Genomic DNA, 14,219 nt, shown 5'->3' on the forward strand with positions numbered 1-14,219 from the left:
GTAAATTAAAGACAATCAAGGAAAAGTCCGTATGTCGTTTATCGGTGGTAAAAGCAACTCTAAAAAAAACAAGCTTAATAAAGCGGCTCCCATAGCAGCGCCAGATAAACAGGGTAAGTCGTCAAGCGCCATAGCTAGCAGCAATAATAGAGTCAGTAACACTAGCTCAAAAAAGCGTGTAGCCATCATTGGCTCTGGGGTTTCAGGGCTGACTTGTGCTCACTATTTGGCCAAGCTGCATGAAGTAACTATATTTGAAGCTAGCGATTATATCGGTGGTCATGTCAATACTATCGATGTCGAGTTGCAAGCAGGCAAGAAGTCGAAGCAAGTAGAAAAAAGTGCAATTGATACGGGTTTTATTGTCTTTAATGAGCGCACGTATCCGAACTTTTTTCGTTTACTGCATGAGTTAAAGGTGCCTTTTCAAGCTACTGATATGAGCTTTTCGGTAAAAAACACCGCTCTAAATTTTGAATACAATGGCCATACTGTTAATACTTTATTGTCACAACGAAAGAACGTATTGAATCCTAAGTTTTGGCGCTTTATAAAAGATATATTGCACTTTAATAAGCATGTGCAGCAGCTACGTAAAGACTTTGAGAGCGCCCGCATGGCAGGGCAAGATATTAATCAATACACTGAGCAAACTCTTGGTGATTATCTAGCCAGTAAACGTTACGGCAAGTTATTTACTGATAACTACCTACTGCCTATGGTGTCAGCGATTTGGTCAACTAGCTTAGAGGAAGTAGCTGACTTTCCTTTAGTGTTCTTTGCGCAATTCTTCGATAATCATGGCTTGTTAGATGTGGTCAATCGCCCACAGTGGTTCACCATAAAAGGGGGCTCTAAACAGTATGTCAATAAGCTTATTCCACGCTTTATAAAAGCTGGCGGCACAGTGCGGATCAACACCCCAGTACAGTCAGTAACTCGTCAAGACGGTAAAGTTGCTATCGTTATAAACACGGTCTCTAATAGTGAAAGTGATACCGCCAGCACTAATATAAAAGCTAACAAGGACATAAACCGTCCTACTGCTAATACTAGTGAAGCACAAGCCCTTATATTCGATGAGGTGATCTTTGCCTGTCACGCTGATACAGCGCTACGCTTGTTAGCTGATGCTAGTAATATCGAGTCCGAAGTATTGCGTCACTTCCGTTTTACTAGCAATACGGCAGTACTGCATACCGATAGCAGTATATTACCAAAAAGACCGTTAGCTTGGGCGAGCTGGAACTACCTGCTTGAGAAGCCAGCCGATGAAAACCGTCAGCTAGCTAGCAGACCAGCTACTAAACCGGTTCTGACTTATCACATGAATATCTTGCAGCGTTTGACTAAGCAGCACAATTATTTGGTGACGCTTAATCCTGCGACCTTAGATACTTCCTTAAATAAAGGTATTGATGAGGCGCAAGTGATTAAGACTATTGATTATAGCCATCCGGTCTTTGACAATCCTATGATCGCGGCGCAAGAACGATGGGCACAAATCTCTGGCAATGGCTCACATAGCCACTTTTGCGGTGCGTACTGGTTTAATGGCTTTCATGAAGATGGGGTACGCAGCGGCCTACGAGTCTGCCAGTCACTAGGCAGTACTATCACTATCGAAGATGAGGTAGATGCTAGTCACTTACCCGATGCTGAAAGCGCTCACACGCCCTTTCGTTATCAAGACTTACCTATCAAGGCAGACAAGTCAGCTCGTAAGCTCAGCAAGCGTCAAGTGGTTACTGCGACTACTAACCAAGAGCTAAATGACTATATAGCGGCTCTAAAACCTACTGCCGATAAGATGATTGAACAGAAAAAACAAGGTTTGCTGGCCCGCCTTATTAATAAAAAAGCTCTAGCTAAATAAAAGATTTGGCCAAATACAGGTCAGCCCACTTACAATATAAGCTAATAATATCGCTATAAGAGAGAGTTTTATGTGTGCTGATACCTTCTATGCCTCTGATACTGTACTAGACAATAACAGCTGCTTAGACTCGGCTCCTAGTTTGCCTCATTTACTGTTTCATGGCACTACATGGCATAGTCGGCTACTCCCTAGTGTGCACAAATTTGCTTATCCGTACCGCTATTGGGGGGTCAATATCAGTGCTCTGGCAGCAGGACAGCCATTGCCGGAGGTAGGCTTCTACACTGACCCAACAGCAAAGCTTGACTCTGTAAAGTATAGATTACTAAGCCGTCGGCTGTTTACTAATAGCAGACTAAACGTATTAGCCTTATTTTCAGCAAAGCACAGCGCTATCCAACAGTTTTGTCCTAGCGATTATTTACATCAGCCGGACAACGAAGAAGCGCAAGTCGAGCAAGATAAAAATAAGCGTAAAGCTCGGCGTTATATTAACCGTGATAACAAAGTGTCACTGCAAGCTGCCAATGAGCAGCTATTAGCCCGCTTAAATGCGGCATTTATTGAGCAGACGGGTAGTGCCCCTACCGGTGATATGCTGGGCTTAGTGGTGTGTCGTAATGCGGGTTTGTACTTTAGCCCAGTGAATTTTTATTTAGGTTTTGATGAGCTGCAAATACCGAGTCATTTATTGGCTGAAGTATCTAATACTCCATGGGATAAGCGTCACTATTATGGATTTTTATTACAAGGTGCAGATAGCGAGTTCTGTCATGACAAAAACTTTCATGTGTCACCTTTTAATCCTATCGATCAACAGTATTGCTGGCAAGTTTCCATAAAAAACACTATCAATGATATCAAAAACAGTACCCTGAAAAATACAGCGCCCCGTACTAACGCTGACCCTCAAGCCAATGAGTCGCTATTAGGCGGTTTGCAAGTTCGTATCGCTATTAATATCAGCGATGTGCGTGGTGAAGTATTGAAGACGGGTATTAAGATGAGCGGAGTACCGATGAGTGCGCCTGCTGTTCGGGCCAGTTTGGCTAAAAACCCTCTAATGAATATCACCTCGCTAACTCGAATATATTGGCACGCCCTTAAACTCTATGCTATCAAAAAAGTACCTTATGTCGGCTATGATGAAAAGTTGGCTGATAGTAAACAGCGCTAAACCATAAATCTACGACTATTATGTGTAACCAGCACAGGCTATTTGTTAGCAGCACTTACTTTAGTTACATTTTTGATAATTAAAACTAAACAGTTATAAGGTATCCTTTTATTGCGTTCTCATTTACTTGTGCTTTTATATCAATAAGCAATAATCCTAGGATTTTTATGACCCTTTTATCAAAACTACCTAAGCATTTATCTAAAGCTTTATTCGCTGCAGCTGTATTAGCTAGTGCAATGAATGTGGTAGCAGCAACTACAACTACAAGTGCCAAATCTAAATTAGTATTACAACAGTCAAATATTTCATTAGCCTTAGCCAATCAGCTGGTTGAAGCGACTATGGAAGCTTGTCATGCAGAAGGTAAGTCTGCGGTAGTAGCAGTCGTTGACCGTGCTGGCAATCTAATTGCCTTGCAACGTGATGATAATGTTGGTCCGCACAATACTGATGCAGCTATTCGTAAAGCCTATACTGCTCTATCTACTAAAACCGCTTCACGTACTTTGGCTAACAATGCTCGAGCTAATCCAGATTCAAGTAACTTAAATACGGTCCATGACTTGCTACTTATTGGCGGCGGTGTACCGATCAAATTTGCTGGTGAAGTAATCGGCGCTATCGCTGGTGGGGGCGCAGGTGGTGCTGTACAAGATGAAAGCTGTGCCTTACAAGGTATCGAAAAAGTTTTGCCAAACCAAAAATAGTAAAGCGAGCACTGATTATCTATAGGCTCAATGGTGAGACACAATTGAATCACTATAAAAGATTAGGGTAGACGAGTGGTAATTACTCTTAGGGTGATTACCACTTATTTTTACTCCCTTTATAATTATTGATTACCTTTGTTTTATAAGCATTTTTTTATACTTCCTTTAGCATACTATAGCTTTGTACTAAGCTGTATTAATGCCTAGCCAAACTTAGACAGGATACTAGTCATATGCCAGCAAGCCCTACAAATCGTACGCCCACTTCAAGACTAGGTAAGCTCAATGCCCGTTTAAGCCAGACCGTTAATGATAGCGCTGTCCTTAAGCCTATGCTGAAGCCGGTAAGTCTTAGTGTTAATTACTTGGCTAGAAAGGCGATATTTCAGGCATTAAAACATCTGCAGTTTGGTAGTTTGACTCTCATCGAAGATTTTGAGCAAGGGGTGCCTAATAGCCAAACTTTCGGCAGTGCTGAGGCGCAAGCGGTGACTGATACTGTCGCTACCTTAAACAGCTCGACGGTTGGCCGTCATCCATTGCAGGTGACCTTAACGATCCATGATAGCAGTGTCTATCGTCAACTGTTATTCGGTGGCTCTATTGCTTTAGCTGACAGCTATATCAATGGCGAATGGGATACTGAAGATCTGACTGGCCTTGTAAGATTAGCGGCTCGTAACTTGGCAGTACTCAATAAGCTTGAAAGCCGCTTTGCTGGGGTTAGCAGGACGTTTGAGAGGGCGAAGCATCAGCTGCGTAATAATGATGAGTCAGGTTCAAAGTCAAATATTTTAGCCCATTATGATTTGGGCAATGCTATGTACGAGCGTTTCTTAGATGATACGATGATGTACTCATCCGCTGTATATCCAACGCCTGAGACCTCGTTAGCTCAAGCACAGCAGCATAAGCTGGCGTTGATATGCCAACGGCTGCAACTCAGTGCGGACGATCATGTAATTGAGATCGGTACGGGCTGGGGCGGTTTTGCGATTTATGCTGCGCAGCACTACGGCTGTAGAGTAACGACGACGACTATTTCTGATGCGCAATATCAAGAAGCGCAACGACGGGTGCAGCAAGCAGGACTAGAGGACAAAGTCACTCTGCTCAAGCAAGACTATCGTGAGCTGACTGGGCACTATGACAAGCTAGTGAGTATTGAGATGATAGAGGCAGTAGGGCATGAGTATTTACCTACGTTTTTTGCCAAATGTAATGAGTTGCTTAAGCCTACTGGCTTGATGGTGCTGCAAGCCATTACCTTTAATGATCAAAACTACCAAGACTACTTAGGTTCAGTAGATTTTATTCAGACTCATATCTTCCCTGGCGGTTGCTTATTATCGAATCAAGAGCTGAATACTCAGTTTACTGAACAGACTGATATGGTCATCAAGCAATTACATGACTATGGCTTTGACTATGCTTACACTTTGCGCGATTGGCGAGCAGCCTTTATGGATCAGCGTCAAGAGATCAAAGCGCTTGGCTATGATGAAGCCTTTATCCGCTTATGGGAGTTTTATTTCTGTTACTGCGAAGGAGGCTTTTTGGAGCGCACGATTGGGGTAGTACAAGTGACGGCGGTTAAACCTAATAATATTGACACTATGCATCTGTCTGCTCTAACCGCTACTGATAATTGACACTAGGCTGTCATCATATAAGGATATTATTATGGGTTACTTATTTATTTATCTTGCGGCGGTCGCCATCTTTTTGGGCATTGATTTCGTTTGGCTAACGACGATGAAAAGCGCGTTCTATGAACAGCGTATTGGTCATTTGTTAGCTGATGAGCCTAATATGATGGCTGCTGGTGTGTTCTATCTGTTCTATGTCCTAGCGCTGTGCATCCTCATCTTATATCCGCAGATTAAGGCTCAAGCTTCTATTGGCCATATTTTCTTATTAGGCGGCTTGATTGGACTGATGGCTTATGGTACATACGACTTTACTAACTTAGCTCTATATAAAGGCTTCACTCTCGATACAGCATTAGTCGACTTTGCTTGGGGTGGTATCCTAACGGGCACGGTCAGTGCGGTTGTGGCATGGTTGGCCTATCACTTCAATTGGTTAAACTAAATAGTGTTTTTAATAATTATATAGTGCTTAGCGCAGGCTAAGCAGTGGTAGCAGCGGTTAAATAGTTGTATGATGGGAAATTCTTTACTACACTCTTAAATAAAATAAGCGTAGCTCAAGGAACTGAGTTACGCTTTTTCTATGCAGTGTGCGCTAACGTTAGTCTGGTTTTATAGCGAACAGTAAAATTAAAACTTAGTGATAATAGCAGCACTGCTGGCAAGTAGTTTATGGTTAGCCTTATTCAATATTGCCAAAGTTGCAGAGCTGTCAAATCAATATCTATTCACATTGCTAAGTTTTCAATCAGCTACAAGCTAGTAATAAAGCCAAGCTAAACTGCGCCCATCTGAGCCTACCTAAACCTCCCTAAGGACTGCTATGCCACAATACAACACCTCATCTACTGCCAAAAAAGCGCCCCTCAATCACGAACTTTACATGTCAGTATTAATGACCCCTGATATGGCTAACTTCATTGGTAATGTCCACGGGGGCGACTTGCTAAAGATGCTTGATCAGGTGGCTTATGCTTGTGCCAGCCGCTATAGCGGTAGTTATGTGGTTACCTTATCAGTCGATCAAGTTATGTTCCGTGAGCCTATCTATGTAGGTGAGTTAGTGACTTTTGCCGCTAGTGTCAATTATGTCGGTAGAACATCGATGGAAGTAGGGATTCGGGTAGAGTCTGAGGATGTGCGAGCACGTACTATTCGCCATACTAATAGCTGTTATTTCACTATGGTTGCTATCGATGATAACGGTAAACCTACCCCTATACCGCCGCTAGATATTAAAAATCCGATGCAGCAATGTCGTTTTGATGCCGCCTTAGATCGTAAACAGCTGCACATGCAAAATTCAAGTCGCCCTAGCTGTGATATCTCTAGCATGGTTGGTGAACTAGCGGTCAATCATGAAAATGGTAATTAGTCCCATACTGAGTTCAGTAATGAGTCCAAGACTAAAATCGATAGTGACTGATATCCTAAGAGGATTAGTAGCCTACTACTAGTAATAGCCTACTAACAGCCAAGCGGTGTAAGCTTGGCTTATTTAGCTAAGCATTCACCGTTAGCTACTTATACTAATAAGCATTTAGCAATAAATGCTTGCTGATAGACAGGGCTAGTTCGCCCTCTCAAATCACCAGCATCAACTACGAGTCACTAAAAAGTTACTGATAAAATTTGCCACTTATTTTAGGCTAAAGCAACTATAAAGCTTAGTTTGTCTTATCACCATACTTTATTGAGTCTAGCATGAGTCTAAAACCATCAGTCGCCAAACCGCATTTGCATACTAATAATACCGCTGTAACCCATAACGCTCGCGGCGTAGGCGGCATCTACTCTAATAAAGAGTCGGATAACGCCAGCATTACTGATAATACCTCTAACGATGCTCCCAATAACAAGCAACGGCATTCAGGCTCAGTAATCACCGTATTGATCGCTATTGGTGCCAACTTATTGATCGCTATTGCCAAATCATTTGCCGCTTTTATAACGGGCTCCGCTTCTATGATTGCCGAAGCGGCGCACTCATGGGCGGATACCGGTAACGGGGTATTCTTACTTATTGCAGAAAAAAAGGCGGTAAAACCTGCCGATACTAGCCATCCGCTAGGCTATGGAAAAGAGTCGTATGTCTGGTCAATGATAGCGGCCTTTGGCGTATTTATGGCCGGCTCTATTGTCTCTATTTATACGGGTATTAGCGAATGGAATGCGGCCGAGACCGAGACCAATTATACTGTCGCCTTCGTGATTTTGGCAGTCGCCTTTGTACTCGAAGGGTTTTCATTGCTGCAAGCTTATCGACAAAGCAAAGAGCATGGGGCAGCGATAAACGTTAGCGCTATTGATTATGTTATCGATACTTCTAATCCTACTTTACGTGGGGTATTCTTCGAAGATTCAGCGGCAGTCATCGGTCTGCTGATTGCTGCAGCAGCGATGGGGATGCACGCTTATACTGGTAGTCCGATTTGGGATGCTTTAGGTTCTATTATCGTGGGTATATTATTAGGGGCAGTGGCGATATTTTTGATCAGCCGTAATCGGGATTTTTTGGTCGGTTATAGAGTATCAGACAGTATTCATCAGTATGTATTAGACAAATTATTAGTGTCAGACGACGTTGAAAGTGTCTCTTATTTGCATTTAGAGTGGGTCGGGCCGAAGAAGATATTTATGGTCGCCGCGGTAAACTTCGTTGGTGATCAACATGAAGATAGCATCGCTCATAAGTTTGAAACTATAGAAAACCAATTCCGAGCCAATCCTTTATTTCAAGAGGCGATCTTGACCTTATCGGTACCCAACGCTAAGCCTTTATGTACAAAAGAGGTTGAGCTGCTGCAGCACCGATAAAACCAATTATTTATACTAATAGTCAGTTTATTAGCTGCAAAGCAGGCAAATAATTTCAGTTAAACCATCCAAACGAGAGAGTGATATGAGCCCTAGAACTGAGCAGGCACAAGACCTTAGCCTTGATTATTCGCCAGTAGTTGCTAGTCCTGTGACTACTTCATTGCCATCAGCAAAATCAGCATTCAGATCAGCATTGCTAGTGTCAATAGGGGTAGCTTTTGCCAGTACAGCAGTTATGACCCCAGCCTATGCTGAATTGATTGTTCATGATCAGCCCAGTCAAAAGATCAATAGCGTAGGGCAAAACATGGGCTCTCAAGTTTATATTCCTCAAGTTAGCAATAATCGACCGCCCTCAGACACTTCTATTATTAAGCTGATGCAAGTGATGCATATTGATGAGCAAATAACTGCCATCATCAATGGTCAGCAAGCAGCTATTGATATTATCAACAGCCAAGCCGCTAATGCCAAGCAACCAACAGCGGGTGATAAATTAAATAAGCGTCAGCGTGAACTACAGACTAAGATTCAGGGGATTTTAGGTCAGTATACTAAGATTATGGGCGAGGGTATTGATCAGGCCACTGATGCTGAAACTATGACCCAAGCTTATATCACTGCTGCAAAAGCTTACTATAGCCAAGCCGAAGTTGATGCGCAGATTAAGTTTTATGATACCCCAGTCGGTCAAAGTATTTTGGCCAAGCGGCCACAAGTAACGGCCGCCTTTTTGCAACAGTCACTGCCCAATGAGAGAGATATGAGTGCTACTAAAGAGCAGCTTAGTCAATTAATACCGCAAATGAAGCAGATAATTAAAGATATACTGTAGCAAGTGCTAACTAGTTTGTGCTTAACTAAAAACAGCACAAGCTAAGAATTAACAGCCAATAATAGTCAGATATAAAAGCAAGGAAATACTATGAAGTCCTTACTAAGAAATAGCGCAGTCGCTCTCTCATTGACAGTAAGTGCGATGACGGTGATGGCAGTACCAACGCTGTCTGCACAAGCTGCTGTCCCAACCGAAGCCTCTTTATTAAAGCTAATAAAAGTCACTAAAGTGGTCGAAATGATGGATGATATGACTAGCGAAAGCAGAGTGACTGAGCAAGTTATGCAGGGATTGTTAGCAGCGATGCCCAAGGATGATTTGAATGAAAATCAGCGCCAGCAGTTCGATAATATTGTGAATAAGTATAGCAAAGAGATAGCTAGTAGCTTTGACATGCAGAGCTTTAATCAACAAATTATGGGTTTTTATATTGACTCTGCTAAGCAGCATTTTAATCAACAAGAAGTCGATGCTCAAATTACTTTTTATAGTAGCGCTATAGGTCAGAGCATCATTAACAAACAGCCAGCTATTATGGAAGACTACTTAGCAAAAGTAACTAGCCAAGTTATGCCTACTATTATGAAGACTAGTATACAAAAAACTCAGGATATCATGCCGCGTATGGCTGCAGATATTAAAGCACTAACTGCTAAATAGTAAAGCCAGTAAGTTCTATAGCCAGTCATTATATAAAATACAAAAAAAGGTTATCAATGAAGATAACCTTTTTTATTGTCTACGCTTTATTCTAGGTCAGTTATTGATGAAATAAGCGCCCATTAAAATAAAGTTATTTTTTTGGAGCATTAGCACCGATGAACCAAGCATCTTTATCTACTATACGACTAACTTCAGTCAATAAGTCAGCAGTATCTTCATCACCAGCATCACCCGCTGCATCAATACCTTCACGTAAAGTTTTAGCAACTTGCTTATAACGATTAGTCAGTTCACGTACATGCTGATCAACGTCAGTAATATCAGTAGGGTAAGTCTCTAAAATAGAATCTTCAACCACACGTTTAGAGATACCATTGGCCTTACCGCCTAGAATAACAATACGCTCAGCAACAGTATCAAAGGCTTCAGTCAAACGGCTATAAGTATCATCTAGTAACTGATGCACACCAATAAAACCATTACCTTGTAGATTCCAATGACATTGTTTGCTATCCATACTTAAGTCAATTAAGTTGGCTAAGTTAGCATTCAATAAGTTAATCATTTTTTCTGCAGTTGCGTCGTCTATTCCACTTGCGTAACGTTCTCTCATTTTAAGCTCCACTATTTATTAGATTATTAGAATTTAAATTATTATAGGTTGTCATTTTAACTCAACAAAGACGCTAAGATAATGCTCACTTTTGATAATTGCAGTAAGCAGCTAGTAATAGAATGCTTTGTTGTCATTGATTAATTCAGTACTGATAATAGCAGCTTGTATCGATGATTAAACCCCTAAGCGTTAGGAGTTAGTTAGTGGTCGTGTAATGACTTTGTTAACCGTGAAAAGCTTTGTAAATTTGACGGCCAACTTATAGATACTATGTAATCAAAGTAAGCCGATCAAGGTAATAAAATCAGCTAAGAACAGCTGGTTAATTAAAATACATAAGGCTTAATATATAACCCTTAAACTTATGAATAATTTTAGCTGCCAATCAGTCTCTTAATCCTGTGGTCTAATGCCTTTATCAGCGAACTTATCAAATAGTTGCTGTTGAGTGAGGTTTTCGGTGTCGTTAGCGAACTCGTAGTAGGCTGGCTTTTGATCGACAAATATTTGACTGGCAAAATCGAAGTTCGGATGATCTTGGAATAAGCCTAAAGATAGTACATAGCCTTCAGCACCGAGCTGATGGTAATACAAGTTAGTACCACATTTATTACAAAAGGCGCGCTCTGCCCAAGCTGAGGATTGATAAACGGTCATCGACTCTTGACCGGTAAAAGTGACTTCTGAATTACTATGTACGGCCATTAGAGGACCGCTACCCCAACGTCGGCACATACTACAATGACAAGCTTCAAAAGTATTGATGTCTTCTAACTCTACAGTGATGCTACCGCACAAACAATGGCCTTTCATAATGTATTCCTTGCTGGTTATTAAATAATAATGGCCTCTAAAATATAACTCACTTTTTAAGCGCTCCTTTTGTAATATAGCACCTATACGACGCTAGTACGCTCTAGTTATTGTTTACTATTAGTGACGCTGATTTTAATATTAATAGCGTTTAAAAGTTAGTATTAACCGCCCTTACTAGTCACTATTAACAAGCTTTAAACAGTACGCTATTTATATACTTATAATCCTGATAAACGCTATAAACTACCTTTAAAAATAATGCCTTAGCCCCCACATTGTTATAAACCTATTGACGAAGAAAGACCTTATGCGTATGCCCGAACCGCGTTCATCGCGTCAGTTAAATCAATTAGCCACTCAGTTGCAAGGCGAAGCTGAAATTGTTGGTGTTAATGCGTCAGGAACGCAGATATCGAGTCGTGCCTTTGAGATGGTTACCGACTTTGAGCCAGCAGGAGATCAGCCACAAGCGATTGAAAAGCTGGTAAAAGGTATTAATAGTGGCATGAAAGAGCAGCTATTATTAGGAGTAACCGGCTCTGGTAAAACCTTTACGATGGCAAAGGTCATCTCTGAATGCCAGCGTCCCACTATCATTATGGCGCATAACAAGACGTTAGCGGCGCAGCTATATGGTGAATTTAAGGCGTTCTTTCCTAATAATGCTGTCGAGTATTTCGTCAGCTATTATGACTACTATCAGCCGGAAGCTTATGTGGCGGCTAGTGATACTTTTATCGAAAAAGACAGTGCCATCAACGATCATATCGATCAGATGCGTCTATCGGCGACGCGCGCCCTGCTAGAGCGCCGTGATGCGATCATTGTAGCTTCGGTATCTTGTATTTATGGTCTGGGTGATCCAGAAAGTTATCTAAAAATGCTACTGCATATCGTAGTTGGCGATATGATTGATCGTACAGCGATGATTAAGCGTCTGGTTGAGATGCAGTACACTCGTAACGAGCTGGACTTTGGCCGCGGTACTTATCGTTTGCGCGGCGAGATCTTAGATATCTATCCAGCAGAGTCTGAACAATTGGCCGTGCGAGTGCATTTATTCGATAATGAAGTGGAAAAAATATCTTGGTTCGATCCGCTCACTGGTAAGACGGTGCGTAGCGTGCCCCGCATTACCATCTATCCTAAATCGCATTATGTGACGCCACGCAATAAGCTGGAGGCCGCCAGTCATACTATTCGTGCTGAGCTTGAGCCACGTTTGGAGTATTTCCGTCAGAACAATAAGCTAATCGAAGCGCAACGTCTCAAAGAGCGTACCCAATACGATTTAGAGATGATTCAGCAGCTTGGCTACTGTAACGGTATCGAAAACTACTCACAGCATCTATCGGGTCGTCCACCCGGAGAGGCACCGCCGACGTTGTTCGATTATATTCCAGACGATGCTTTATTGTTCCTCGATGAGTCGCATGTGACTGTATCGCAAGTAGGGGCGATGTATAAAGGCGATAGATCACGTAAAGAAAACTTGGTCAATTATGGCTTCCGTCTGCCGAGTGCTATGGACAATCGGCCGATGAAGTTTGAAGAGTGGGAGCGCATCAAGCCGACGACTATCTTTGTCAGTGCCACACCTGCCGCTTATGAGCTTGAGCATAGCGAGCAAGTGGTGGAGCAGTTGGTGCGCCCGACGGGTCTGATTGATCCTGAGATTGAGATTCGTCCAGTACTGACCCAAGTCGATGATGTGTTATCAGAAATCACTAAGCGCAGTGCCAAAGATGAGCGGGTATTGATCACTACTTTGACTAAGCGTATGTCAGAGGATTTGACGAGCTACCTAAAAGAATACGATATCAAAGTCGCTTATCTACATTCCGATATCGATACCGTCGAGCGTACGCAGATTATCCATGAGCTGCGTACTGGTGTTCACGATGTGTTAGTTGGCATTAACTTGCTGCGTGAAGGTCTTGATATGCCTGAAGTATCGCTGGTAGCGATCTTTGATGCGGATAAAGAGGGCTTTTTGCGCTCTGAGCGCGCCTTGATTCAGACTATTGGTCGTGCGGCGCGTCATCTAAATGGTAAAGCCATTCTCTATGCCGATCGTATTACCCCAAGTATGGAACGGGCCATTGAGGAGACTGATCGTCGCCGTGAAAAGCAGATCGAGTTTAACCTTGAGCATAATATTACGCCGAGGGGCGCACGTCGTAATGTCACTGATAAGATTGATACTGGTGAAGACCTCGATGCTAATGATAACCAAGCGATACCGGTTAAGAGTAATCTGCCTGACGTCGATATTAGTATCTTACGCAGTCCTGATTTGCTCGCAAAAGAGATCAATCGTTTAGAGAAGCTAATGAAGCAATTCTCACGTGATCTTAAGTTTGAGGATGCAGCGAAGACTCGTGATAAAGTGCTTGAGCTTAAAGCGCATTTAATACAGTAGCATTAGAGTTTAGAAAAGTAGGGCGGGTTGCGAAAGTGACCCGCTTTTTTGTGCTATCTTTATTTATTTGGCAGCTGTATTTCGTTATTTTAAAAGAGTAAAAACAGTGAATATAAATATCAGTTATTTCTTAGAAGAACAGGGTTGGAGTTATTGTTGGCTATATGCCAATGGTGATTGGTATAAGATTGTGATAACTCACTCTTTTAACGATCCTATTATAGAATGTATTGATGCTTTAATTGAGCTGATGAGAGGTGATAAAACAAGTAGTTTTAATTGGCATGGCGAGCCTGGAGGGGTAAGAATAATAATAGATGAAATATCGACACAGCAAAATTACGTTTGGCTAAAGGTAGTAGAGTTCAACGAGGATTATCTGTTTCATACTAAAGAGCTAATTACACAAAACAAAGAAGCTGTTATGGAGTTTCAAATCGCTAAAATTCAATTAGTCCGAATGTTTTACTATGAGTTCAAAAAAATATCTGAGCTTATGAAAGATAAATATTTTGCACTCAATAGGAAACATGAGTTTCCTTTCAAACATTTTTTGGAATTTGAGACTATTGCTTTAGAATATATGAATTGATGTGGTAAGTTATAACAGCTTGTTTCGGTGC

At 41.8% G+C, this 14,219-nt stretch carries 13 protein-coding genes; 11 read left to right on the forward strand and 2 right to left on the reverse strand.

Annotation, left to right across the window (positions count from 1 at the left end; genetic code table 11):
• The first annotated feature begins 31 nt into the window (after nt 1-31).
• The 9 genes from KZA12_RS00730 to KZA12_RS00770 all read left to right on the forward strand — a co-directional run bounded on the left by KZA12_RS00730 (nt 32) and on the right by KZA12_RS00770 (nt 9,739).
• On the forward strand, nt 32-1,876 hold the full coding sequence (locus tag KZA12_RS00730) for an NAD(P)/FAD-dependent oxidoreductase (RefSeq protein WP_218688882.1): 1,845 nt from the start codon (nt 32-34) through the stop codon (nt 1,874-1,876).
• 70 nt (nt 1,877-1,946) lie between these two features.
• The gene (locus KZA12_RS00735) at nt 1,947-3,056 is read left to right on the forward strand and encodes a DUF1365 domain-containing protein (protein ID WP_218688883.1); all 1,110 of its coding nucleotides are present in this window, start codon (nt 1,947-1,949) and stop codon (nt 3,054-3,056) included.
• A gap of 167 nt (nt 3,057-3,223) precedes the next feature.
• Nucleotides 3,224-3,766 carry a heme-binding protein gene (locus tag KZA12_RS00740; RefSeq protein ID WP_218688884.1) on the forward strand — a complete coding sequence of 181 codons (543 nt, stop codon included), beginning with the start codon at nt 3,224-3,226 and terminating at the stop codon, nt 3,764-3,766.
• A 236-nt stretch (nt 3,767-4,002) separates the two neighbouring features.
• Nucleotides 4,003-5,421, forward strand: coding sequence for a cyclopropane-fatty-acyl-phospholipid synthase family protein (locus tag KZA12_RS00745; RefSeq protein WP_218688885.1), 1,419 nt, complete (start codon nt 4,003-4,005; stop codon nt 5,419-5,421).
• A gap of 31 nt (nt 5,422-5,452) precedes the next feature.
• On the forward strand, nt 5,453-5,863 hold the full coding sequence (locus KZA12_RS00750) for a DUF2177 family protein (protein WP_201622438.1): 411 nt from the start codon (nt 5,453-5,455) through the stop codon (nt 5,861-5,863).
• 381 nt (nt 5,864-6,244) lie between these two features.
• Nucleotides 6,245-6,796 (forward strand): acyl-CoA thioesterase, encoded by a 552-nt coding sequence (locus KZA12_RS00755; protein ID WP_201622439.1) that lies wholly within the window; start codon nt 6,245-6,247, stop codon nt 6,794-6,796.
• Between the two features lie 329 nt (nt 6,797-7,125).
• The gene (locus tag KZA12_RS00760) at nt 7,126-8,238 is read left to right on the forward strand and encodes a cation diffusion facilitator family transporter (RefSeq protein WP_218688886.1); all 1,113 of its coding nucleotides are present in this window, start codon (nt 7,126-7,128) and stop codon (nt 8,236-8,238) included.
• An 85-nt stretch (nt 8,239-8,323) separates the two neighbouring features.
• Nucleotides 8,324-9,076 (forward strand): DUF2059 domain-containing protein, encoded by a 753-nt coding sequence (locus KZA12_RS00765; RefSeq protein WP_256932763.1) that lies wholly within the window; start codon nt 8,324-8,326, stop codon nt 9,074-9,076.
• A 90-nt stretch (nt 9,077-9,166) separates the two neighbouring features.
• Nucleotides 9,167-9,739, forward strand: a complete 573-nt coding sequence (locus tag KZA12_RS00770) for a DUF2059 domain-containing protein (protein WP_201622441.1) — start codon at nt 9,167-9,169, stop codon at nt 9,737-9,739.
• Nucleotides 9,740-9,872: 133 nt separating this feature from the next.
• Here the strand turns inward: KZA12_RS00770 and dps are convergent, their stop codons facing one another.
• Together dps and KZA12_RS00780 are read right to left on the reverse strand one after the other, a co-directional pair.
• Nucleotides 9,873-10,355, reverse strand: coding sequence for a DNA starvation/stationary phase protection protein Dps (gene dps / locus KZA12_RS00775; protein ID WP_201622442.1), 483 nt, complete (start codon nt 10,353-10,355; stop codon nt 9,873-9,875).
• A 396-nt stretch (nt 10,356-10,751) separates the two neighbouring features.
• On the reverse strand, nt 10,752-11,171 hold the full coding sequence (locus KZA12_RS00780; protein WP_201622443.1) for a GFA family protein: 420 nt from the start codon (nt 11,169-11,171) through the stop codon (nt 10,752-10,754).
• 310 nt (nt 11,172-11,481) lie between these two features.
• Here KZA12_RS00780 and uvrB point away from each other — a divergent pair, with 310 nt between their 5' ends.
• Complete coding sequence (gene uvrB, locus KZA12_RS00785; RefSeq protein WP_201622444.1) at nt 11,482-13,596, forward strand: excinuclease ABC subunit UvrB; 2,115 nt, start codon at nt 11,482-11,484, stop codon at nt 13,594-13,596.
• Between the two features lie 106 nt (nt 13,597-13,702).
• Nucleotides 13,703-14,188: a hypothetical protein gene (locus KZA12_RS00790; protein ID WP_218688887.1), complete on the forward strand. Its 486-nt coding sequence runs from the start codon at nt 13,703-13,705 to the stop codon at nt 14,186-14,188.
• Nucleotides 14,189-14,219: the final 31 nt, after the last annotated feature.

The sequence above is a fragment of the Psychrobacter sp. BF1 genome (assembly GCF_019279065.1).
In the GTDB taxonomy this organism is placed as follows: Bacteria; Pseudomonadota; Gammaproteobacteria; order Pseudomonadales; family Moraxellaceae; genus Psychrobacter; species Psychrobacter urativorans.